The 21,767-nt window shown below is 68.3% G+C and carries 22 protein-coding genes; 6 read left to right on the top strand and 16 right to left on the bottom strand.

The window, feature by feature from the left end:
• The first annotated feature begins 28 nt into the window (after window positions 1–28).
• The 3 genes from IT182_00820 to IT182_00810 all read left to right on the top strand — a co-directional run bounded on the left by IT182_00820 (window position 29) and on the right by IT182_00810 (window position 3,303).
• The gene (locus tag IT182_00820) at window positions 29–1,330 is read left to right on the top strand and encodes an O-antigen ligase family protein (protein MCC6161876.1); all 1,302 of its coding nucleotides are present in this window, start codon (window positions 29–31) and stop codon (window positions 1,328–1,330) included.
• A gap of 90 nt (window positions 1,331–1,420) precedes the next feature.
• Window positions 1,421–2,407 (top strand): hypothetical protein, encoded by a 987-nt coding sequence (locus IT182_00815; protein ID MCC6161875.1) that lies wholly within the window; start codon window positions 1,421–1,423, stop codon window positions 2,405–2,407.
• Window positions 2,408–2,577: 170 nt separating this feature from the next.
• Window positions 2,578–3,303 (top strand): hypothetical protein, encoded by a 726-nt coding sequence (locus IT182_00810; GenBank protein MCC6161874.1) that lies wholly within the window; start codon window positions 2,578–2,580, stop codon window positions 3,301–3,303.
• 60 nt (window positions 3,304–3,363) lie between these two features.
• Here the strand turns inward: IT182_00810 and IT182_00805 are convergent, their stop codons facing one another.
• The 11 genes from IT182_00805 to hisI form a co-directional block, all read right to left on the bottom strand.
• On the bottom strand, window positions 3,364–3,810 hold the full coding sequence (locus IT182_00805; protein MCC6161873.1) for a cupin domain-containing protein: 447 nt from the start codon (window positions 3,808–3,810) through the stop codon (window positions 3,364–3,366).
• A gap of 91 nt (window positions 3,811–3,901) precedes the next feature.
• On the bottom strand, window positions 3,902–5,218 hold the full coding sequence (locus IT182_00800; GenBank protein MCC6161872.1) for an MFS transporter: 1,317 nt from the start codon (window positions 5,216–5,218) through the stop codon (window positions 3,902–3,904).
• Window positions 5,215–7,656, bottom strand: a complete 2,442-nt coding sequence (locus IT182_00795; protein MCC6161871.1) for a M28 family peptidase — start codon at window positions 7,654–7,656, stop codon at window positions 5,215–5,217. The genes IT182_00800 and IT182_00795 overlap by 4 nt, the downstream gene beginning before the upstream one ends.
• A 135-nt stretch (window positions 7,657–7,791) precedes the next feature.
• On the bottom strand, window positions 7,792–8,481 hold the full coding sequence (locus tag IT182_00790; protein ID MCC6161870.1) for a 1-(5-phosphoribosyl)-5-[(5-phosphoribosylamino)methylideneamino] imidazole-4-carboxamide isomerase: 690 nt from the start codon (window positions 8,479–8,481) through the stop codon (window positions 7,792–7,794).
• A gap of 3 nt (window positions 8,482–8,484) precedes the next feature.
• Window positions 8,485–9,243, bottom strand: a complete 759-nt coding sequence (gene hisF, locus IT182_00785) for an imidazole glycerol phosphate synthase subunit HisF (GenBank protein MCC6161869.1) — start codon at window positions 9,241–9,243, stop codon at window positions 8,485–8,487.
• The gene (gene hisH / locus IT182_00780) at window positions 9,243–9,923 is read right to left on the bottom strand and encodes an imidazole glycerol phosphate synthase subunit HisH (protein MCC6161868.1); all 681 of its coding nucleotides are present in this window, start codon (window positions 9,921–9,923) and stop codon (window positions 9,243–9,245) included. Before hisH ends, hisF begins: the two co-directional genes overlap by 1 nt.
• On the bottom strand, window positions 9,923–10,510 hold the full coding sequence (gene hisB / locus IT182_00775; GenBank protein ID MCC6161867.1) for an imidazoleglycerol-phosphate dehydratase HisB: 588 nt from the start codon (window positions 10,508–10,510) through the stop codon (window positions 9,923–9,925). The genes hisH and hisB overlap by 1 nt, the downstream gene beginning before the upstream one ends.
• On the bottom strand, window positions 10,495–11,538 hold the full coding sequence (locus tag IT182_00770; protein MCC6161866.1) for a histidinol-phosphate aminotransferase family protein: 1,044 nt from the start codon (window positions 11,536–11,538) through the stop codon (window positions 10,495–10,497). Before IT182_00770 ends, hisB begins: the two co-directional genes overlap by 16 nt.
• Complete coding sequence (hisD, locus tag IT182_00765; GenBank protein ID MCC6161865.1) at window positions 11,535–12,869, bottom strand: histidinol dehydrogenase; 1,335 nt, start codon at window positions 12,867–12,869, stop codon at window positions 11,535–11,537. The genes IT182_00770 and hisD overlap by 4 nt, the downstream gene beginning before the upstream one ends.
• A 2-nt stretch (window positions 12,870–12,871) precedes the next feature.
• Window positions 12,872–13,777 (bottom strand): ATP phosphoribosyltransferase, encoded by a 906-nt coding sequence (locus IT182_00760; GenBank protein MCC6161864.1) that lies wholly within the window; start codon window positions 13,775–13,777, stop codon window positions 12,872–12,874.
• Window positions 13,778–14,086 carry a phosphoribosyl-AMP cyclohydrolase gene (gene hisI / locus IT182_00755; protein ID MCC6161863.1) on the bottom strand — a complete coding sequence of 103 codons (309 nt, stop codon included), beginning with the start codon at window positions 14,084–14,086 and terminating at the stop codon, window positions 13,778–13,780.
• A gap of 278 nt (window positions 14,087–14,364) precedes the next feature.
• Between hisI and IT182_00750 the strand changes: the two genes are divergently transcribed.
• From IT182_00750 to IT182_00740, 3 genes are all read left to right on the top strand, one after another.
• Entirely contained in the window at window positions 14,365–14,985 is a 621-nt protein-coding gene (locus IT182_00750; GenBank protein MCC6161862.1) for a nucleotidyltransferase domain-containing protein, read from the top strand.
• 15 nt (window positions 14,986–15,000) lie between these two features.
• Window positions 15,001–15,405 carry a HEPN domain-containing protein gene (locus tag IT182_00745; GenBank protein MCC6161861.1) on the top strand — a complete coding sequence of 135 codons (405 nt, stop codon included), beginning with the start codon at window positions 15,001–15,003 and terminating at the stop codon, window positions 15,403–15,405.
• Window positions 15,406–15,633: 228 nt separating this feature from the next.
• On the top strand, window positions 15,634–16,302 hold the full coding sequence (locus tag IT182_00740; protein MCC6161860.1) for a hypothetical protein: 669 nt from the start codon (window positions 15,634–15,636) through the stop codon (window positions 16,300–16,302).
• Window positions 16,303–16,401: 99 nt separating this feature from the next.
• Here IT182_00740 and IT182_00735 read toward each other — a convergent pair whose 3' ends face one another.
• The 5 genes from IT182_00735 to IT182_00715 form a co-directional block, all read right to left on the bottom strand.
• Window positions 16,402–17,682, bottom strand: a complete 1,281-nt coding sequence (locus IT182_00735) for an ATP-binding protein (GenBank protein MCC6161859.1) — start codon at window positions 17,680–17,682, stop codon at window positions 16,402–16,404.
• A 97-nt stretch (window positions 17,683–17,779) separates the two neighbouring features.
• Window positions 17,780–18,958, bottom strand: a complete 1,179-nt coding sequence (locus tag IT182_00730; protein MCC6161858.1) for an ATP-binding protein — start codon at window positions 18,956–18,958, stop codon at window positions 17,780–17,782.
• A gap of 136 nt (window positions 18,959–19,094) precedes the next feature.
• Window positions 19,095–19,868 (bottom strand): endonuclease/exonuclease/phosphatase family protein, encoded by a 774-nt coding sequence (locus IT182_00725; protein MCC6161857.1) that lies wholly within the window; start codon window positions 19,866–19,868, stop codon window positions 19,095–19,097.
• 21 nt (window positions 19,869–19,889) lie between these two features.
• The gene (locus IT182_00720; protein MCC6161856.1) at window positions 19,890–20,888 is read right to left on the bottom strand and encodes an ABC transporter permease; all 999 of its coding nucleotides are present in this window, start codon (window positions 20,886–20,888) and stop codon (window positions 19,890–19,892) included.
• Complete coding sequence (locus IT182_00715; protein ID MCC6161855.1) at window positions 20,885–21,763, bottom strand: ABC transporter permease; 879 nt, start codon at window positions 21,761–21,763, stop codon at window positions 20,885–20,887. Before IT182_00715 ends, IT182_00720 begins: the two co-directional genes overlap by 4 nt.
• Window positions 21,764–21,767 lie beyond the last annotated feature (4 nt).

The raw sequence follows: 21,767 nt of genomic DNA, 5'->3' as shown, positions 1-21,767 counted from the left end.
CGCGAGGGCCCTGCGCCACAATGCTCTGATGCGCGTCCTGCTCACCCGGGCCAGCCTCGCGATCCTGCCGCTGGCGGTCTGGCCGGGACTCGAGCAGCCGTTCTCGGACCCGAAGCTGGCGTGGCTGGTCGTCATGACTGTTGCCCTGTGGGCCGTGCCGTTGAAGGGCGGCCACCCCCGCCGCCACGACGCGGCGGCGGGGGCAAGCAATGGCCGTCCCTGCGACGGTGCGCAGGCAGGCGCGGTGCGCCCGTCGACTGCCGCGCATGTCAGGCCGACCGTCGTCGTCGTGACGCTTGCGTGGGTGGCCGTCGTGCTCGTGTCCGGGATGGCCGCGGCGCTGCCGTCGTTCGAGGCGATGGCGCTGGCCATCACGGCGCCGATGTTCGCGTGGGCGCTGGCACGCCACGACATGCCCGTGGAGCGCCTCCTGCGCGCGCAGGTGCTCGGTGCCACGGGCTGCGCCATCGTCGCGCTCGCGCAGTGGTGCGGCTTCGATCCGTTCGCGGTGATCGGCTGGCACGCGCCGATCGACGGCGCCAGCGTGCGCATGCGCGTCTACGGCACGCTCGGCAATCCGAACTTCGTCGGGGTGCTGATGGCGTCGACACTGCCGCTGACCGCCGGGCTGCTCGCGCCGGCCGTTAGCGAGCGGACCATCGACTGGCGACGCGCATGGCCGTACGTGGCAGCGGCCGTGCTCCAGGCCCTGGCACTCGTTGCCACGGGATCGCGCGGTGCCGTGCTCGGCCTCGCCGCCGCGATGGCGCTCTACGCCGCCCTGCGCTGGTCGCGCCGCGTGCGCCTGGGACTCGCGGCCGTCGTCGCGTTCGCGCTGCTTGCGGTGCTCGTCTCACCCGCCCGTCCGCTCGACACGACTGTCGCCGGCCGTCTCCATCTCTGGCGCATCGTCGCGCGGCATGCCATCGACGCGCCGATCGTCGGGCTCGGTCCGGGAGCGGTGCCCTTGAAGTTCGCCGAATGGCAGCGCTCGGCCGCGCGCGACGGCGTGCGCGATGCGCGCTTTGCCGGACTCACGGACCACGTGCACAACGACTACCTCGAAGTGCTCGTCGAACGCGGCGTGCCGGGCCTGCTCACGCTCTGCCTGCCGCTGGCGCTGGTGGGCCTGACGGTGGTCCGCGCGCCCCGCCCCGTCTCGCCGCTCCTGGCCGGCACCGCGGCTGCCGTCGCCGCCGGCGCCGCGTGCGCGATCGTGGACTTCCCGCTGGCACGCCCCGCGGAACTCACCTGGTGGTGGGTGGCCGTGGTGATGACGCTGCAGGCCTCGCCCGCCGCATCCGCCGTCCCTCCGCTTCGTCACGTTTGACGCAGGCGCAGCCACCCTCCACTGTGCCGGGCCGGGCGACCTGTCCGCCGTAGCCCGGAGGGCGAAGTTGGCCGACTGGAGGAACTCGAGATGATGCGATTGAACCGCCGTGCGAGCGGCGTGCTGATGACGATGCTGGCGATGGTGTGTGCGGGCGCACTCGTGCGGGCCGCAGGGTTGTCGTCGAAGTACGACGCCGAGATGAAGCGCCTGCGATCGGAGTGGACTGCCGCCCAGCGGGCGGAGGGGCTCGACCCGCGCGCCGGCCGCAAGACGCTCTACGGGAAATACCCCACGCCGCAGGTCACGCTGAGCAAGACCGCCCTCGCCGCGCCGGGCGCGTCGGTCCCCCTCGCGTTCTCCGGCACGTTCCCGGCGGAGACGACGTTCCTCGTGGACCACGACCAGGTCACGCTGTCCGGCGCATCAACGACAGCGGGCAAGTACAGCGCGACGGCAGCCATCGCGGCCGGTGCTGCAATGCCCGGATACGCGCGCGTGTTCGCGTACGCGCCGGTGAGCGGTGCCTGGAAGCGCGTCGGCGCCATCCTCATCAACACCACGCCCACCTTCGCGCTCACGGGGACCAACGGCTGGAAGATCACGCTCACGCCCGAAGGCAGGCCGTGGACGACAACGGCACTGGAGGCGTCGCTGGCCTACAAGGCGGAGTACTTCAAGCCGGGCGCGACAACGCCGTTCGAGACCACGACGGGGGCGTTGACGCTCTCGCTCGACGGCGGACCGGACCAGCAGCTGAGCTTCGGCATGCAGGCCCCGACAGGCGGAGCGATGCAGGAGTATCAGGAACTCGCCGAGAAGATGGGCGACCCGAACGTCATGCTGAAGATGTCTTCCAAGGAGATGGACGCCCTGCAGAAGAAGATGGAGGCACTGAGCGAGCGCATGACGAAGGAGATGGAGCAGATGGCGGCCAATGCCTCGGCGATCGCTGCGAAGCAGGCCGAGTTCGGGTGCGGCAACATGTCGTTGTCGCCCGCAGGCGGGCGCGTGACCGGGTACGTCTACTGCGGCGAGAAGGTCGGCACGCTGCAACTCCAGGGCACGACGAAGTAGGCGCGCCGGGCACGCCGGTTACACGCGATTGCGTAGCGAAATGCGACACGAGGTTCAATCATTGAACATGAAGAACTGACGCCAACTCGACGAAATCGCCATGAATGGCGGTGATGGCAGGGATGCTGCAGTAAGGGGCGCTGTGCCGGCATGCGCCGGCCCGCCCGACCATGAAGCCCCACGCGTTCCTCCACGTCGCCGGCCGCGCCATCCCGGGCACCCTTGTCAGCGGGTGGACGCCCGCCGCGGCGGCCTCGCGCGAGATCCGGCTCGTCGTGCGGGATGAGGAAGGCCCGGGCGCTGGCGCTCTTCGTCGAGGCGTGGAGTTCGCACTTGCCGATGTGGAGTGGCGTGCGCGCCTGATGCGCGTGCTGTTGGCCGTCACGCGCGTGCGGGGCAGCGCGTCTGGCGACGTCCTCTGTGACACGACAGCTGCCGCCGTCAACGTGGTGGTTGCGCGTACCGACGACCACGCCTTTGACGGGCAGGACGAGTGGGGCACGGTGGTCTACACGTGTCCGTTGCGCGAATGGCGGCCAGGCGCGTGGTCGGTGGCGTCCGCCACCCCGGCGCCGTATCAGCCGCGCCACCTCGACTGGCACCCGCGGATCGACACCCCGGAGGCGGCATCGCTCAACGCGCGCTTCCGCCAACACACGGGTGTGCCGATGGACCAGGAGGCCTGGCGCGGCTGGATGGCGGTGCAGGTGGCCTTCGAGATGGCCGTACGGTCAGCGGCCGGCGAATCGGATCCGCTCGCCCTCTCGTTCGACGGACACAAGGGCGCGCCGCTGCGCTTCTCCGAAGACGGCCACCTCGTCCAGCCGACGGTTCGCCTGTCTGGCGGTCGTCCGGTCCTCGTCGCCGCGATCGACTACGACGCCTTCGTCGCCTGACAACCGGCGCCACGCAGGCTGTGATGTCCGGTTGCCGGTTTGCCGATTGCTCGTTGCCGGCTATTTTTTGAACTTCATCCCCGGCGAGTTCCACTTGATGACGTGGTACACGGCAGGCTCCGTGCCCACGTTGCGGATGGCGTGCGGCTGGTTGGCTGCCTGAAAGATCACCGACCCCGGTCCGACCACCTGCGTGCGATCGCCGAGGAATGTCTCGACGGTCCCTTTCTGGATGATCAGCACCTCTTCATCGGGATGCTGGTGCGGCGCGTGCGGGCTCTGCCCCGGCAGCAGCGTCGTCACGTGGAGCTCCAGCTCGTCGAGCGTCGCGGTGCGGTCCTGGAACACCTGGCGATACTCACCGATCTTCGTCGTCCGCGCCTTCATGTCCTTCCAGTCGACGGCGCGCGATCCCATGATCGCGGCAGGCCCCTGCGCCCACGTCGCGCCAACGGCGCCGATGGCGATACCAAGACCGAGCGTCAGCCCCAGACCGATGCGTTGCATGGCAGTCTCTCCAGTAGTGTGATGACGGCAGATGGTACCCGGAATCGATGGAGGCCCGGCGTCCGGGGATTCAGCTGGAGGCCAGGGGCTTTCAGCCCCCGGCATTGATCACCGCGCGTTGACCCGCGTCCACGTCGACGCGCGCGAGGATCAGGGCACCGGCGATGAAGAAGACGATCACCGACAGGATCGCGCCGCGGCTCGATCCTGTGAGCGCGATCGCGGCGGCAAACGTGAGCGGGCCGAGGATGCCCGCCGTACGTTCGGTGACGGCGAAGAAGCCGAAGAACTCCGACGATCGCTCGCGAGGAATCAGGCTGGCGAAGAGCGATCGCGAGAGTGCCTGGCTGCCGCCCTGTACCATCCCGACGAGGATCGCGAGCGCGTAGAAGTGCACGGCACTGGCCATGAAGAACCCGAGCACGCTGATGCCCGTGTACACCGCGAGCGCCAGGAAGATCGCGCGTTTGGCACCCATGCGCCCCGCCAGCCAGCCGAAGACGAACGCAAACGGTACGCCGACGAACTGCACGAGCAGCAGCGCCGCGATCAGGTGGTGCTCTGCGATGCCGATCTGCGCGCCGTAGAGCGACGCCATCCGGATGATCGTGCCGATGCCGTCGTTGTAGATGAGGAACGCCAGCAGCATCAGGAACGCCTGACGATACTGACGCAGGTGCGTGAACGTCTGCCGGAGACCCGCGAGCGCACGCCGCGTTGCCGCGCCGATCGAGGCCTGGCCGCCACCGGCGATCGCCGGCTCCGGCACCCTGCGCAGCAGCGGAATCGAGAACACGATCCACCACACGCCGACGCTGAAGAACGAGAGCCGTGTCGCGACGCCCGCATCGCGGATCCCGAACCACGCCGGTTGCAGAATCCACGCAAGATTCAGCGCCAGCAACAGTCCGCCGCCCAGGTAGCCGAGCGCGTAGCCGGATGAGGAGACCCGATCGAGCTCCCCGGGCGCGGCCACGTGCGGCAGCAGGGAATCGTAGAACGCGATCGACGCGCTCACGGCGATGTTGCCCACCATGAACAAGCCGATGGCCAGACGCCAGTCGCCCTCGCCGATCGTCGCCATCGCCATCGAGGCGAGTGCTCCGGCCACCATGAAGAGACCGAGGAAGCGCTTCTTGTACGGCCGGTGGTCGGCGATGGCGCCGAGCACCGGCGCGACGAGTGCGCTCGCGGCCAGCGCGATCGTCGTGCCCATGCTGAAGTTGAACGCGGCGGTCTCGGGCGCGATGCCGCGCGCCGCCACGTTGTTGTAGTAGATGGGAAAGACCGCCGCGACGATCGTCGTGATGAACGCGGAGTTGGCCCAGTCGTAGAGCGCCCACGCCCGCAGTTCGGGCCGGCCGAGACCCAGGTGGTCCAGCCAGCGGCTCGTTGCTGTTCCGCTCACCGCGGACCTCCGGTCCCTGGTGTCGCGGCCGGCTGCAGCGGCGCGGCGTTGGCGGGCGTCGATGAAGGAACGGGCAGGACGAGTGGTGCGAGTGGCATGGCCACCTGCTGCACTTGGTTGGCGATCACGGGCAGCATCACGAGGTGCTGCGTCATCCACGCCGTGTGCGGTGCCTGCAGCCACGCGGGGACCTGACCGCCCGGTACCGCGTCTGGCAGCGTGAACCGTGACACCCAGACTTCCATCGCCGAGAGTCTGTCGGCCTGACCGGACGGGATCGTGGCGCGCCACGTCATGCCGTCGGCCGGCACGGCCGTCATCCACGCCTGCCAGCGATCCGCGCGCGTGCGTCCCGCGAGCGACGATCGCGTGGGCACCAGCGACTCCGGCAACACGATCGCCATGCTGCTCCAGTCCGGATCGACGGGAACCACCGTGACCTCGACGTCCGCATCACCCTGTCCGCGCGCCACTGTCGCGGTGACCGTCACTGGCGCTGGCGACGAGGGATTCGGGACGCGCGCGCGGAACAGGTGCGCCTTCGGTGCGACCAGCGCCCCGGCGATCGCCAGACCGTCGACACCCTCCCACGCGACGTCGGCTGGCCCGCCCGGGCCTATGTCGACACCGGGTTCGTTGCCGTACAGCGCCCACTGCGCCGTCTGGCGCACGCGATCGTCGATGAACATCGCCGATCGCTGCTGCGGCCGTTCCGCCGTGAACGCCGGCGCCATCCACGCGAGCAGGCCAGACACCACGAGGGCCACCATCAGCACGCTGCCCGCCACGCTGTGCGCCAGCCGCCATTGCACGCGTCCCACGAGGACGGCCAGCATCGGCGGCCACAACACGATGCCCGCGACGAAGAACGCGACGGGGTAGACCCACGTTGGCGTCACGACAGGCAGTCTGCCGAGCAGCGTGACGACGAATGGCAGCAGCACGACGAGGTCGGGCGCCCACAGGATCCAGACGAGCATCGCGACGAGCGCACTCGCGACGCGCGCCGGCCACGTACGCAGCGCATCACCGGTGCCGGCAACCCCCACAGCCGGGCCCGCGAGCAGTGCCGCGGCGAGGAGCGGCATCGACACGAGGTACGACGCCGCTGGTGCGTGCAGCAGCGCCGCGACGAGCATGAGGATCCACACGGGCAACGCGGCGTACCAGACACCGAATGGCGTGCCGTCCGGTCGCAATGCTGGCGGCAGCGCCGTCGCGAGCCGTCGCACGAGCCACGTGACGGTCACGACCATCACCGTCATGAACGCGAAGAGGCGCCAGGGATGCGCGAACCACGGATGCAGTTCCGCGCGTCCCGCCCTCAGCAACCACACGGCCGCCACCAGCGCGCCGAACACGGCCGCCGCGGCAAGTGTCGCCCACGCGATCGTCACGAAGGCATGACGCACACCACCGTTCCGCACCACCCGTCGCAGCATGCCCACCCACGCCAGCGCGCCGAGCACCACGGCCAGCCATCCGATGGCCACGCCCGTGCGCAGAGACGTCAGGAATGCCGTGCGATCCAGCAGTGAGAAGTACATCGGACTCGCCGGCTCCGGAGCCAGCGTCGTCATCGCGTCGAGCCCGGAGACGATGTCGAAGACGTTGCGGCCGGCCTCTCGCAACACGCCGGTGGTGACGCGATCGGCGCGATCGCGATCGGTGTGGTACGTGTACCCGTCTCCCGCTGCCGCGAAGTTGACGCCAGACACGCCGGGCAGCTCCTTCAGCACCGAGAAGTCCGTGTCGTTCGGGAGCGCGTCGTAGATCGACTGCATGTACGAGCCGCCGCGCGGTCGCGTGGCTGACGCCCATGCCCGCAGCGCGGGACTCGTGCCGGGGCCCGTCTCGAAGAGGATGAACGGGCTCGACGTGCCGATGGCTTCGAGGTTGATGAACGTCCGCAGGCGAGCCCGTACCTCAGGGTCGTCCAGCAGTGCCCGCGCACCCATCAGGCCATGTTCTTCGCCGTCGGTCACGAGCAGCATCAGCGAATAGCGCGGCTCCTGTCGCGCGCCGAGCACGCGCGCGCTCTCCAGCAGCACCGCCGTCCCGATCGCATCGTCGCCGGCGCCGGGTCCCCATGCCACGGAGTCGATGTGCGACACGAGACCGATCGCGTCCTGGTGCGTGCCGGGCTTGATGGCGATGATGTTGGAGAGCCGCGTGGTGACACCGCCTTCACGCCACGCCGCATCGGCCTCCTGCACCCTCACGTCGAAGCCGTACAACTGCAGCGTCTCGATCGCGTAGGCGCGAGCCTTCTCATTCGACGAGGTGCCCGTCCAGCGGCTGCCGTTGGAGGTCAGTCGTTCGACGTGGGCGCGGACGTTGTCGACGTTGAAAGGATCGTCGCCGGCGCATCCGCCGGAGAGGAGTCCGGCCACCGCGAGCACGAGCACAAGGCGGCGCCGCCGGGAGCACTGAGGCATGCGCGGAAGGGTAGCGCGGAATGCCTGCCGCGCCGAAGCACCGCAGGCGCGAAGGCGGGCCGCGATGCCGGGAATGCCGGAGCCCGGAGCCCGGTGCCCGGAGCCCGGTGCCCGGTGCCCGGTGCCCGGAGGATGTCAGGCGCCTGGCAGCTTCAAGCTGAGGCGTCCCGTGTAGATGGCCATGCCGACGACGGCGTCGACGTCCATGGCATCGAGCGCATCGATCTCGTCCTGCGTGGTGATGCCGCCGGCGGCGACGACGCGGCGCGTGGTGGCGTTGCGGACGGCGCGAACGGCGTCGATCGGGATGCCCTGCATCAGCCCCTCGGTGTCCACGTTCGTGTAGAGGAACTCGTCGCAGAACGGTTCGAGTGCACGCGCCGCTTCGACGGCGGTCACGCGCGTCGCTTCCTGCCAGCCCCGGATCGTGACGACGCCCTGCGAGCTGTCGACCGCGGCGATGATCCGCTCACGTCCGATCGTGTCGGCCAGCGTGGCCGCGAAGTCGAGATCCAGCAGCCCGTCCCTGAACAGCGCCGAGCTCACGATCACGTGCGTGGCGCCGAGCGAGAGGACGTGCGTTGCACGATCGATGGAGCGGATGCCCCCACCAACGCGGCACGCCTTCTCGGCGCAGATCTTCCGCATCAGTGCGTCGTTCGCGCCGCGCTCCATCGCCGCGTCGAGGTCGATGAGCTGCACCTTCGGGAACGGGCGGAAGCGCTCCACCCATGACTGCCAGTCGTCGGTGGCCAGCGCGAGACGTTTGCCCTGGACCAGTTGCACCACCTGGCCGTCGCGGAGATCGATTGCGGGAATCAGCATGGGTCAATCCTGCCGCACCGGAATGCCCTGCGCGTGGAGGTGCGCCTTGAGCTCGCTCACGGCGTGTTCGCTGAAATGGAAGACAGACGCCGCGAGCGCCGCGTCGGCGCGACCGGTGGTGAAGACGTCCGAGAAATGCTCGAACGTGCCCGCGCCGCCAGACGCGATGACGGGGATGCCGACGGCCATCGACACGGCGGCAGTCATCGGCAGGTCGAAACCGCTGCGCGTCCCGTCCTTGTCGATCGACGTCAGGAGAATCTCGCCAGCACCGCGATCGGCGGCTTCACGCGCCCACTCGACGGCGTCGCGTCCCGTCGGCGTCGATCCGCTGCGCACGTACACGCTGAAGCGATCGCCTTCGAGCCTGGCGTCGATCGCCACGACGATGGCCTGTGAGCCGTAGCGGCGGGCAAGCGTGGTGATGAGCGCGGGATTGGCGACGGCGGCGCTGTTGATGCCGACCTTGTCGGCGCCCGCCTCCACCGCGGCAGCGGCATCGTCCTCCGACGCGATGCCTCCGCCGACGGCGAGCGGGATGAACAGCTCCTTCGCGACTGTCGCGACAGTGCGCGCCATCGTCCGCCGCTTCTCGAGCGTTGCCGTCACGTCGAGGATGACGAGCTCGTCGATGCCCTCGACGTTGTACCGGCGCGCGAGTTCGGCGGGATCGCCAGCGTTGCGCAGTCCCTCGAAGTTGACGCCCTTGACCACCTGTCCGTCGCGCACGTCGAGGCACGCGATGATGCGCTTGGACAGCATCAGCGCTCCTCCTCCGTTGCCGCGGCAGGGCCGTCTCTCCGCGCCCGGCGTTCCCGCACGACGTCGATGAAATTACGCAGCATCCGCAATCCCGTCCCGCCGCTCTTCTCGGGATGGAACTGCGCGCCGAACACGAGTCCCTGCTCGACAACGCTGGTGAAGGCACCGCCGTGATCGGTGGTGGCCACTGTTGCCTCACTTGCAGGTGCGACGTATGAATGCGTGAAGTACGCCTGCGCGTTGTCGGCAATCCCGTCGAGCAGACGCGACGGACGTCCCGTACGTGTCAGCGCGTTCCATCCGACGTGCGGCACCTTCAGAACGGGTGTGGTCCCGTCGGCTGTGGGCATGGCGACGGGCGTGAGCTTCACGCAGCGGCCCGGCAGCACGCCGAGGCCCGGCACGTCGGGTGCCTCGTCGCTACCCTCGAAGAGCCACTGCTGTCCGAGACAGATCCCCAGCAATGGGACGCCGGCATCGAGGCGCGCGCGAATCGCACCGTGCCATGGCGCGTCGAGCGCGGCAGTCGCGTCGAAATGGCCGACACCGGGCACGACGATCGCGTCGGCCGCGGTCAGGTCGTCGGGCGTCGATGGCGTGAGGATCTCCGCGCCAACGGCCGCGAGCGCCTTGCGCACCGACGTGAGATTGCCGGCCTTGTAGTCGACGAGCGCGACGATCACAGCAGGCCCTTCGTGCTGGGCAGCATGCGCGCGAGCTGCTTGTCCTTCGCGCAGGCCACGCGCATCGCGCGCGCGAACGCCTTGAACACCGCCTCGATGCGATGGTGGCTCGATCGCCCGTACATCACCTTCACGTGGACGTTCGCGCGTGCGCCCTGCGCGAAGCCCTCGAAGAAGTCGTGCAGCAGTTCCACCTGCAGATCGCCCACCAGCCGCACGCGTACGCCGAGATCGACAACGGCATGCGGGCGTCCGCCGAGATCCACGGCCGCGATCGCGAGCGTCTCGTCCATCGGCATCAGGAAGTAGCCGGCCCTGTTGATGCCGACCTTGCTGCCGAGCGCCTGCGTGAACGCCTCGCCGAGCGCGATGCCGACGTCCTCCACCGTGTGGTGTTGATCGACGTCGAGATCGCCGTCGGCCTTCAGCGTCAGGTCGAACGCGCCGTGCCGCGTGAAGAGCTCCAGCATGTGGTCGAAGAACCTGATGCCGGTGTGGACGTCGTAGCGTCCCTTGCCCTCGATGCCGAGCCTGATGTCGATACGGGTCTCGCGCGTGTGTCGCGCGATCACGCCTTTGCGCACAGGATCTCCTCCATGACGTCGATGCACGCCCTGGTGTGGGCCACCAGGCCCGTCGTGATGCGGATGCAGCCGTCGCAGCCGGGCTGACCGTGCCTGTCGCGCACGTAGATGCCGCGCGCTTCGAGGCCCGCGAGGATCGCCTCACGCTTCTCGCCCGCGCGCACGAGCACGAAGTTGGCGTCGCTGCGCAGGTACGAGAGGCCCCACCTGTCGCAGGCGTCGTAGAACAACTGCCGCGAGGCTGCCACTTCCGCTCGATAGGCGTCGACGTACGCCGGATCGCCGATGGCCGCTTCGAGAGCCGTGGCGGCGAAGGCGTTCAGGCTGTAAGGCGGGATCATGCGGCGCAGGCGCGCGATCACGTCCTCCCGCGCGATGATGGCGCCGGCGCGCACGCCGGCCAATCCGTAAGCCTTCGCGAACGTACGTCCGATCGCCACGTTCGGCCACTCGTCGAGGTGCGGCAGGAAGGACGTGCCGCCGAACGCGATGTAGGCCTCGTCGAGCAGCAGCAGCGCGCCAGGCGGCAGCGCGGAGGCGAGCCAGGTGATCTCATCGTGCGTGAGCGAGACGCCGCTCGGATTGCCGGGCGTGGCGATGAACAGCACACCGGTGCGCGGCGTGATCGCGGCGGCGATCGCCTCACGATCGAGCGACAGATCTGGCCCCGGCATCACCCGTACCACGGTGCCCCCTACGGCCTCCGTGGCATTGGCATACATGCCGAACGCCGGCTCGGGAATCACGGCTTCCGGCTGCGCGCGCAACTGCGCCATCGCGACGGCGACGATGCCCTCGTCGAGACCGTTGGTGAGCAGCACTCTGGCCGCCGGCACGCCGGCATCGTCTGCCACGGCCTGCGTGACGCGCGCGTAGTCGGGATACTGGGCGACAGTCTCGCGTGTCATCGCCGCCAATGCGGCCGTGACGGCCGGCGAGCAGCCACCCGTGTGCTCGTTGAGGTGCAGCCGCAACGCATTGGCCGGCGCGTCGGCCCTGTCGTACGCATACTGATCGCCCGCGCTCATCGCCGCCCACCACCGCGCTTGCTGTCACGGGATCTCGTGTGCGAACGTTTCGCCGTCCCTACGGGTCGTTTCGCCTCGGGAGCGGTCAGTCGCGCGCGAATCGACAGCGCGTGCAGCGCCAGCCCCTCGGCGTCGGCCAGTGTCGCGGCGGTGGACCCGATCAGTTCGATGCCCTTGCGCGTGAGCTGCTGCACCGTGGACACGCGCACGAAATCCCACGCGTGCAGGCCGCCGCGGAACCGCGCGGCGCCACTCGTGGGCAGCACATGATTCGAGCCGATCGCGTAGTCGCCGGCGGCCTGGGCCGTCCACTCGCCCACAAAAATCGAGCCGGCGGCGGGGATCATCGCCGCCACGTCGAGTGAATCGACCACGAGATGCTCTGGAGCCATGCGATTGGCGAGCGCGGCGGCTTCTTCGATCGATCGCGTGACGACGATCGCCCCATTGCGCGCGAGTGCCGTCGCGGCGGGCGTGGCGGCTGCGGCAGGCGTGGCGAGCTGCTTCGCGACGGCCTTCGCAACCTGCGACGCGAGTTGCTTCGATGGCGTGATCAGGATGGCCCGCGCGTCCTCGTCGTGTTCGGCCTGCGCGAGCAGGTCGGCCGCGACCCAGCCGGGACGCCCCGACGTCGACACGATCACGATCTCGCTCGGACCCGCGAAGAAGTCGATGGCGCAATCGCACGAGACGAGCGCCTTCGCGACGGCCACGTAGGCGTTGCCGGGACCGACGATCTTGTCCACGCGCGGCACGCTCGCCGTGCCGTATGCCATCGCCGCGATCGCGTGCGCACCGCCGAGGTGATACACGCGATCGACGCCGGCTTCGACGGCCGCCGCGAGCACGGCTGCGTCGGGTCGCGGGCACGTCACGATCACCTCTGGCACGCCCGCCGTACGCGCCGTCACGGCAGCCATCAGCAGCGACGAGGGCAGCGGATAGCGTCCGCCTGGCACGTAGCACCCGACGCGTTCGAGAGGCGTGACGCGTTGCGTGACCCGCACGCCCGGCGCCACGACCTTCGTCCAGCGCGCGGGCAGCTGCGCCTTCGCGACGATCCTGATGTGGCGCGCGGCCTTCGCGATCGCGCGGCGCACGGCAGGCGGGCAGTCCGCGGCACCAGCATGAATCTCCGCCGGCGACAGCTCGATCGGGCCGTCGAGGCGATCGAACTGCTTCGCGTACGCGACGAGGGCGCGATCCCCCTTTGCACGCACCGTCGCGACAATCTCCTTCACGACAGGCTCGATCCGCGCGTGATCGGCGGGCGTGCGTTCGAGCAGGCGGCTGACGGCCCGCGTGTCGGTGGACTCCAGGATCCTCAGCATGCTCACACCACGATCTTGTTGAGCGGGTACTCGACGATGCCCTCGGCGCCGGCGGCCTTGAGTCGCGGGACGAGGTCGCGCACCACGCGCTCTTCGATGATCGTGTTCACGGCCACCCAGTCCTCGTCGCTCAGCGACGACACCGTGGGACGACGCAGCGCCGGCACGAGTTCGAGGAGCGTCTTCAGCGCGTCGCGCTTGACGTTGAGCATCAGCCCCACGCGACCCTGTGCCTCGATCGCCGCGCGCAGCAGCAGCGCGATGTTCTCGATCTTGGTCTTCTTCCACGGGTCGACCCACGCCGCCGGATTCGCGATGAGCTGCGTGCGCGACTCCATCACCGTGTCGATGATCCGCAGCCTGTTGGCGCGCAGCGTCGATCCCGTTTCGGTGGCCTCGACGATACCGTCGGCGAGCACGGGCGGCTTGACCTCGGTGGCACCCCAGGAGAATTCAACGGTGACGTCGATGCCCTTGGCCTGGAAGTAGTCCTCGGTCACCTTCACGAGTTCCGTGGCGATCGTGCAGCCCGCGAAGTCCTCGGGCTTCGTGAAGCGCGAATCGTCTGGGGCGGCAAGTACCCACTTCACGGTGCCGAAACTCTGCTTCGAGTACACGAGCTCCTGCACGGGCACGACTTCGGCGCGCGACGCGATGAGCTGCTCGGCGATCCAGTCCTGGCCGGTGAGTCCCGCGTCGAGCACCCCATCGGCCACGTAGCGCGCCATCTCCTGCGCGCGGATCAGCATGCACTCCAGTTCCTGATCGTCGGTGCCGGGGACGTACGAGCGCGAGCTGACGTAGATGTTCCAGCCGGCGCGCGCGAAGAGCTGCACGGTGGAGTCCTGCAGCGAGCCCTTCGGGATGCCAAGACGAAGTTTGCCCTGAGCGGAGTCGGAGGGTGCCATTCAGATTTCCTCGTTGAAGCAGCTGACGGTGCCCGTGTGGCACACGAGGCCGTCGCCCTGCCGCTCGACGCGCGCGAGCACGGTGTCGTTGTCGCAGTCGGTGAGCAGGCGCACCACCTTGAGCCTGTTGCCCGACGTCTCGCCCTTGGTCCAGAGCGTGTTGCGCGTGCGGCTGAAGAAGGTGACAAAGCCCGTCTCGCGCGTGCGTCGCAGGGCCTCTTCGTTCATGAAGCCCACCATCAGCACCTCATTGCTCGCATCGTCCTGCACCACGGCGGGCACCAGCCCGTGAAACTTCTCGAAATCCATCTTCCGTCCTTGATCCCCGGGCTGATGGCGCGAGTCCTGTCGCCGGAGCCACCCCGTCCGGCGCCACCCGCGCCAAATGGCGGTCCTGCGCCCCTGACGCCCGGTATCCCGTCCTGCCCTCCGGTTGCCGGTTGCCCATTGCCGGTTGCCGGTATCCCCCAAACACACAAAAGCCCCGCCGGATCGACCAGCGAGGCTGCGTTTGAGGCGTGCTGTTGGTTGTCGCGAAACTCGCGTCAGCAGGCGCGCAGACCATCACCGGTCCCACGGCGGTGGGCATGGTGATGATGGTGATGCTGCTGCTGGCCGACGAACGCCATGACCGTACAAGCGTAGTCGCCCGTCCGCTGTCGTGTCAATTTCCGCCTGTCGGCTGCCGACTGCATGCCTTGCGAGATCGTGCCTGGCGCGAGCATGATCACGAGGTGTCGTCCAACACGGTTCGCGTCCGCCGCCAGCAGGCGCCCGCTCGCCTCGATCAGGCCGTCGCGGCGTATGTCGCGATTCTGAGTCGGGTCGAGCGGCAGTTCGGCCGCTCCCTGCTGGGGCTGGTCGCCATCGGCTCGTGGACGCGTGGTGATGCGGCTCGGGGTTCCGACATCGACGTGCTGGTGGTCCTGGCGCCGGATGTGGCAATCGAGCGTCGTCTCTACCGTCCCTGGGACGAGGAGCCGCTCAAGGTCGAGGGGCGCGTGGTCGACGTACATTTCGTTCACTGTCCCGAGCCGGGCGCACAGCCATCGGCGCTCTGGTGTGAAGCCGCTGTCGACGGCGTCGTCTGGCACGACTCGACCGGGGCGATCGGCCGTTTCCTGCTTGGCGTCAGCCGAAGCATCGCCGAGGGACGCCTGGTCCGGGGGACGACGCACGGGCAAGCCTACTGGAAGGGCGCGGCGTGATGCCACGACGGTTCGATGCGTAACCGGGAACTTGCCGTCGATCACGTGCGTCGGGCCACCGCGCGCCTGCGAGCGCTGGACGTCCTGTTCGAGGCCGAGAGCTGGGCTGACGTCGTGCGCGAAGCGCAGGAGGTCGTCGAACTGGCTCTGAAGGGACTCCTCAGGTCGGTCGGCGTCGATCCCCCTCGTGTACACGACGTCGCGGATGTCCTGGTCGCCGAACGCGGTTTGCTGCCGGATGCGCTCGCTCCGCACGTGGAGCGTCTGGCGCGTGCATCCCGCACGCTGCGCCGGGATCGCGAGCTTGCGTTCTACGGCGCGGAAGACCTGACACCTTCGAGCTTCTACAAGGAATCCGACGCCACCGCCGCGCGCGACAGCGCCCGCGACGTCGTGACCACCGTCACGCCATTCGTCTGAGCGGACTGGCCTGGGCCTCCGAGGGCTCCAATGCGTCCTGCCAGGTTGTAGAATCCCCACTCGTCTGGGGCCGAGTGCCCCTATCGAGCCTCTGAATGGACGGACGAATCGACGGTTGGAAGGAGATCGCCAACCACCTGCGGCGGAACGTGAGGACCGCGCAGCGGTGGCACGCGGAACGCGGGATGCCGGTGCACCGCGTGCCGGGCTCGAAGGCGTCCGTCGTGTATGCGATTCGTCACGAGCTCGATGAATGGCTTCGCTCCGCACCACCCGATCGGACGGAGGAGGTCGACGAACCACCCGTTCCTGCGGATACAGGAGTGCGACGGCGATCCCATCACCGACATTGATCACGATAAGAGAACGCTGACGGTCACGATCGCTCCGCGTTCCTATCGCCCGCTCGGCGTCTATAAGGCTCTTGTGAAAATTGCTCTGACTCTCATGGATGAGAGCGATATCAAGAATGTTCAGGAGGCCTTGCGCTGGCTGCGAGAGCCTGACCTTACAACACACCGGATCGACGACGGGACGAATTACAGATGCATACGCAGTTGGACTCCAGGTCCGCTGCCAATTGCGCACACGAGCGTTGTGCTGTTGCGGCGAAAGCCGAGCAGCAAGACTGGGCCTATGTACGTAATGGTACTGGCGTTCGGCAACATGACGTTCCAAATTGTCGTCCCAGCCCCTCAGAAAGACCAGCACCTCAGTGGACAGAAAGTCCGGCTTCTACCTGTCCCAGTCTTCGCTCTTCTGGATAAAGACAGAGTGCGCCGCCCCACCAGCTTTGGGGTAAAAAGCCTCGCTTCATCGGCGCCCGAGAAGAGCGCGTCAAGTGTGGTGTTTCAATTCCACAGCGTGACAGAAGTGACGCCACCACCGGTGACGTAGCCGCAGGGGCGGTGTAGTGTCACCCTGCGGGGGCGATGAATTCGTGCTGCTGGCGAGCCTGGATTGCGGCGCTGATCCAGTTCGTTGAGGATAGTAGACCTACGCGCCAAGCAGGTAGCGCCAGGCGTCGAGCACCTTCACGCCCTTCGGGGGCTTGCGCGAACCGGTCTCGTGGGCGACGAGCACGCGCTCGGCCTTCGGGACCCGCGTGGCGGCCGCTTCGAGGCTCGCCATCTCACGGTCCCATGTGTCGGCGTCGGTCACCGAGTACGCCACGTTGAGGGCGGCTTCGGGCCTGTCGGGATCGACGACGAGATCGACTTCGCGCGCGCCGGCGAGGTACGCGAGATCGCGACGCTGGCGACGCCAGTGCAGGAACACCGCCGTCTCGAGTTTGTGCCCCACGTCGATGCGTCGAGCCGGGACGAACGGATAGCCCAGCGCCCAGTCCACCGGGTGCACCTTCTTGGGATTGGCCGCCTGCTTCCGTATCGACTTCTCCGCCACGGCAAGCGTGAACACGACGTACGACTCCTCCAGGTAGCCGAGGTACTGGTACACGGTGTCTTTCGAGAGCTGGTACCCCTGCGAGCGCAGGTCCTGATAGACCTTGTGCGCGCTGAAGAGCGCGGCCGGCTGGCCCAGGCAGGTCTTGAGCAACTGCCGCATCACGGGTCCGTTGCCCACGCGGTAGCGATCGACGAGGTCCTTGTAGAAGACCAGGTCCACGTACTCCTGCAGGATGCGCGGACGCAGGGCCTCGTCGGCCAGGACGATCTCGGGAAGCCCTCCGGTGTCGAGATAGTCGTCGAGCGCCGCGGCGATCCGTCCTTCCGACGCGCGCGAGTACCGCGTGTGCTCGATGCCCCTGAACGCGAGGAACTCCGGGAACGACAGCGGGAAGACCTCGAACGAGATGCTGCGTCCGCGGAGGCTCGTCGCCACGTCGCGCACCAGCAGGTCCGACGAGGAGCCGGTGACGAAGACGCGGGCACCTTCGGTGTCCACGAGCCGCCGCACGAACGTCTCCCAGCGCGGCGCGCGCTGCACCTCGTCGAAGAAGTAGTACCGCGGCTGGCCGGCCACCTCCGGGTAGAGCTCCGCGTGCGCGCGGAGCACGTGATCGAACTCCGCCGTCTCGATCGGCAGCAGGCGGTCGTCCTCGAAATTCAGGTAGACCATCCGCCGCCTGTCGACGCCGCTCGCTTCGAGGCGGCGCATCGTGTCGTAGAGGATCGACGTCTTGCCGCACCGCCTGATGCCGACCAGCGCCACGACCTTGCGCGAATCCAGCGGCAGCGTCAGCGCTCTCGGCACCACCTCCGGCAACGGCCTGGCCATGGCGTCGGCCAGGATGTACTTCAGGGTTTCCCTCTGCACAGGGAAAGTATCGACCAGATATTTCCCTCCGTGCAAGGAAACTCTGGGTCGTCCTCTTTACGACGGGAACGTGGCAACGGGCGGCCGGATGCCCCGATCACGGCAACTGCATGTCCATGCACCAGCGGGCGAAGGGAACGACAGTAGCGTGGCCCTGCTGGAAGTGCCGGGTACCACGGTGTACCTGATAGAAGACGGGGATCGACGTGCGCTCGGCGAAGTAGCGGATGGCCGGGCTCGCTGCTCGCTCACCAGTCTTGCATTCGACGGCGAAGATCGGGCGCTTGTCCTGAATGACCACGAAGTCCACTTCGCGTCCGTCGACGTCGCGGAGGAAGCGAAGCTCCATGCGATGGCCTTCGACGTCCTCCTGCCAGTGGCAGTACTTGAGGAGCTGCGCGGCCACGAGGTTCTCGAAGCGCGCCCCCTCGTCAGGTACGACCGACCAGTCCCACAGATAGAGCTTCTGCTGCTTCTTCAGCGCGCGGATGCGCGTGGCCGGACTGCCCGGACTGCGGCGCCGCGCCGGATCGCCATATGGCGGAACGCGGAAACAGACGTACAGGTTCTCGAGGATCGTGATCCAGTGCTCGGCGGTCTTGTGATCGACCTCGAGATCCTCGCGCAGGCTCCGCACCGAGAGCAGGGAGCCGACACGTTCCGGCAACAGGTCGACAAGCTGCTCGACGAGCGAGACGTCCCGAACGCGCTCCAGGTCACGCAGGTCCTCGCGTACCACTCGCGTGAGACGCTCCCGTTGCCAGCGCCGCAGCGCCCGCGCGTTCTGAGCGAGCAGCGGCTCCGGGAATCCGCCGAATGCGAGCAGCGCATCCACATGCTCGCCTGCAGGGGCTCCGGTGGCCGCCGCGATCTCGTTGACCGAGAACGGATGCAGCCGAAAGTAGCGATACCGGCCCGCGAGCGAGTCGCCACCCTTCCGGTAGTGATCGAGGCGCGCAGAGCCGGTGACGATGAACTGGCGGACGCTCTTCTCCGTGTCGTAGAGTCCCTTGACCAGGTTTCTCCACCGCGCGTACTTGTGGATCTCGTCGAGCACCACGAGCGGCTCGTCCGGCGGCAGTTGCCCGCGGCGCACCGCCGGCGGAACCTTGGGATCGTCCCAGTTCAGGTAGGCCGGATGGCGTTCTGTTGCATCAGGGCCGATGAGCGACAACGCGAGCGTCGTCTTGCCGATCTGTCTCGGCCCACCGATGAACGCCATGCGTTGAGCCAGCGTCGAGACGATCTCCGCCTTCAGGTAGCGATCGATGGCCATGGTGCCCCCATTGCCCCTGGTCCTGCTTCACGGACGGAGTGGGCTGAGGTCCACTATTTTCGTAACAATAGTGGACCAGTGTCCACTATTTTCGTGTTGCCGGCTTCCTTCGTCCTCTTTCCTTCGGCCTTCCTTCCTACGGCAGCGTCACCGTCGCGACGACGGGGAGGTGGTCGGATGCGTCGGTTCTCAGCACTTCCGCGCGGACGGGCGTGAGGCCGCGGACGAGGATCCAGTCGATGCGGCGGCGCGGCGTCTCGACGGGGATCGTGAAGCCGTCGCTCTGACCGACGGCCGTCCACACGTCGGTGAATCCGCTGGTCAGGCGCTTCCATGGGGTGCGCTCCGGCGAGTCGTTGAAGTCGCCCATCGCGATCACCGGACCGCCGCCGAATGCCTCCACCATCGCGAGCATCGCGTCGGCACTGGCCACGCGATCACGCTCGTCCCTGCTGAAATCGAGGTGCGTCGTGAGCACGAGCACCTTCGTGCCAGCGACGTCGATCACCGTCTGCAGCACGCCGCGCGGCTCGACGTTGTTGGCGTTGGGCAGCGGCTTGTTGCCCTCCGAGACGATGGGGTGCGACGTGAGGAATGCGTTGCCGTACTCGCCGCCCTGGTGGTCGAGGTTCTTGCCGAACGAGAACCGCATCCCCGTGAGGTCCGCGATCTCCTTCAGCAGATCCCGTCGTCCCGTCCGCTCGACGCCGCGATCCACTTCCTGCAGGCCGACGATGTCGGCCTTCGAATCGCGGATCACCTGCGCGATGCGCTCGACGTCGAGACGGCCGTCCATGCCTTCGGCGTGATGGATATTGAAGGTGAGCACACGCAACTCGCGCGGCGTTTGGCTGGTGAAGCCGGCGAGTGCGAGCACGCCTGCCAGCAGCGCGACAAGACGCGATGTCATCAGATTCCTCCGAGCCACATTCTAGCGACGGAAACCAGATGGTCGTGTATCCGAACCCGAGACGGAGCGAACGGGGGGCAACCCGTTCGATGTCCGGTTGCCGGTTGCCCGTTGCCGGTTGCCGGAGATGAGATTCACCGCCAGCGTCACGAGCGCGATCGCACCGGCCGGTGCGAGCAGCCATGGCGCGTGGCGCAGCGTGAACGGATTGCTGGCCTCGCGCAGCATCGTGCCCCATGACGGTGCCGGTTCCGCGAAGCCGAGGCCGACGAACGAGAGCGTGGCTTCGGCGAGGATGAACGTCGGCACCAGCAGCAGCGCCTGCGTCACGATCACGGGCACGCTCGCCGGCAACAGGTGACGCCTGATGATCCAGGCGGGCGACGCGCCGGCGGCTTCCGCGGCCAGTACCGACTCGCGGCTGCGCTCCGATGCGGTCACCGCGCGCACCGCGCGCGCGACGATCGCCCAGCCCGCGAGCGTGAGCACCGCGGCCATCATGAGGAACAGCGTGCCGAACGGCAGCGTGAGTGGCAGCGCCGCGCGCAGCACGAGCACGACGTACAGCGCCGGCCACGCGATGAACAGGTCCGCGAGGCGCATCAGCGCGCTGTCGGTCCATCCGGCTCGTCGTCCAGCGACGAGCCCCACCAGCGTGCCGATCGCGACGGAGGCGACGAGCGCCACGCCCGCCAGTCCCAGCGACAACCGCGCGCCATAGAGCAGGCGCGTCCATTGATCGCGCCCGAGCGTGTCGCTGCCGAGCGGCAGCAACGGTTCGTGCGGATCGGCGCTGCGCACGAGATGTCCGGCGAACCACTCCAGCGGCAGGCGCTCGTCGCGCGCGCGATACGTGGGCGGCAGGCGCTCGACCATGTCGCGCCGCGCGAGCGACGGCCCCGCGAGGGCGTAGTCGGGATACTGAGTCGCGACATCGCCCGTCGACAGCCACGGCGCCGCTAGCGCACACGTGCACACGATCGCGAGCAGCGCGACGCCGCATCGCCGCACGGTGATCACGCGGCGCTCCGCGGGTCGACCCAGAGCTGCACGACGTCGGCCGCGAGCGTCGCGAGTCCGACGATGAGCGCAGCGGCCGCGGCGCAACCGGCCGCGAGCTCCACATCGCGCGCCATCAGCGCTTCGTACGTCAGCAGGCCGAGTCCGCTTCTGGCCGTGACCAGCTCGATCGCGAGCGCTCCACTCAACAGGTGTCCGGCGATGATGCCCGTCACGCCGAGCACGGCAGACAGCGACAGCGGCCACGCGTGCCGCCACGTGATGGCCGCTTCCCGCACGCCGCGTGCGCGTGCGGCGCGCAGGCATGTCTCGACCTGCACGGCATCCATCGCGCGCGACTGCAGGCGTTCGATGAGTGCCGCCGCCGGCAGCGCCAGCGCGATCGTCATCACCATCCACGACGTGAGTCCGATGCTCGACGCCACGACGGCGAGCACGAGCGCGACGACGAGCGCAGGGATGGAGAGCAGCGCGATCGAGATCGCCGCGATCGCACGACGCACGGCGGGCCGTCGTGCGCGACTGCTGGCCACACCCGCGGGAATCCCGATCACGAGTGCCAGCACCAGCGCCACCGCCCCCGTCTGCATCGTCGTGGCGGTCCGCTGGAGGACGAGCGTGAGCACGGGCTGGTCGTAGCGGATGGATCGGCCGAAGTCGAGCACAGCCAGCCGCGCGATCCGCGTCGCGAGTCGCGTGAGGACGGGCCTGTCGAGTCCGAGGCGGACGCGCTCGGCATCGACAGATTGCGTCGATCGCAGCCCGACGTCGATCGCATCGCCTGGCGCCAGCGCCGTGAGCACGAACGCACCCACGAACGCGAGCGCCACGAGCGCGAGCGCGAAGGCGAGTCGTCCGGCGATCGCGCGGCGCATCAGG

The organism is Acidobacteriota bacterium (assembly GCA_020845575.1).
GTDB lineage: Bacteria > Acidobacteriota > Vicinamibacteria > Vicinamibacterales > Vicinamibacteraceae > Luteitalea.
This window is presented reverse-complemented; position numbering and strand designations above follow the sequence as displayed.

Excerpts from the sequence above, each read along its gene's own strand:
- IT182_00760 (MCC6161864.1), bottom strand. The coding sequence starts at position 13,777 with ATGGCACCCTCCGACTCCGCTCAGGGCAAACTTCGTCTTGGCATCCCG.
- IT182_00770 (MCC6161866.1), bottom strand. The coding sequence starts at position 11,538 with ATGAGCGCGGGCGATCAGTATGCGTACGACAGGGCCGACGCGCCGGCC.
- hisI (MCC6161863.1), bottom strand. The coding sequence starts at position 14,086 with ATGGATTTCGAGAAGTTTCACGGGCTGGTGCCCGCCGTGGTGCAGGAC.
- IT182_00805 (MCC6161873.1), bottom strand. The coding sequence starts at position 3,810 with ATGCAACGCATCGGTCTGGGGCTGACGCTCGGTCTTGGTATCGCCATC.
- IT182_00725 (MCC6161857.1), bottom strand. The coding sequence starts at position 19,868 with ATGACATCGCGTCTTGTCGCGCTGCTGGCAGGCGTGCTCGCACTCGCC.
- hisF (MCC6161869.1), bottom strand. The coding sequence starts at position 9,243 with ATGCTGTCCAAGCGCATCATCGCGTGCCTCGACGTGCGCGACGGACAG.
- IT182_00740 (MCC6161860.1), top strand. The coding sequence starts at position 15,634 with ATGCGATTCGTCACGAGCTCGATGAATGGCTTCGCTCCGCACCACCCG.
- IT182_00795 (MCC6161871.1), bottom strand. The coding sequence starts at position 7,656 with ATGCCTCAGTGCTCCCGGCGGCGCCGCCTTGTGCTCGTGCTCGCGGTG.
- IT182_00715 (MCC6161855.1), bottom strand. The coding sequence starts at position 21,763 with ATGCGCCGCGCGATCGCCGGACGACTCGCCTTCGCGCTCGCGCTCGTG.
- hisD (MCC6161865.1), bottom strand. The coding sequence starts at position 12,869 with ATGCTGAGGATCCTGGAGTCCACCGACACGCGGGCCGTCAGCCGCCTG.
- IT182_00750 (MCC6161862.1), top strand. The coding sequence starts at position 14,365 with ATGGTGATGATGGTGATGCTGCTGCTGGCCGACGAACGCCATGACCGT.
- IT182_00810 (MCC6161874.1), top strand. The coding sequence starts at position 2,578 with ATGAAGCCCCACGCGTTCCTCCACGTCGCCGGCCGCGCCATCCCGGGC.
- IT182_00790 (MCC6161870.1), bottom strand. The coding sequence starts at position 8,481 with ATGCTGATTCCCGCAATCGATCTCCGCGACGGCCAGGTGGTGCAACTG.
- IT182_00820 (MCC6161876.1), top strand. The coding sequence starts at position 29 with ATGCGCGTCCTGCTCACCCGGGCCAGCCTCGCGATCCTGCCGCTGGCG.
- IT182_00745 (MCC6161861.1), top strand. The coding sequence starts at position 15,001 with ATGCGTAACCGGGAACTTGCCGTCGATCACGTGCGTCGGGCCACCGCG.
- IT182_00815 (MCC6161875.1), top strand. The coding sequence starts at position 1,421 with ATGATGCGATTGAACCGCCGTGCGAGCGGCGTGCTGATGACGATGCTG.
- IT182_00730 (MCC6161858.1), bottom strand. The coding sequence starts at position 18,958 with ATGGCCATCGATCGCTACCTGAAGGCGGAGATCGTCTCGACGCTGGCT.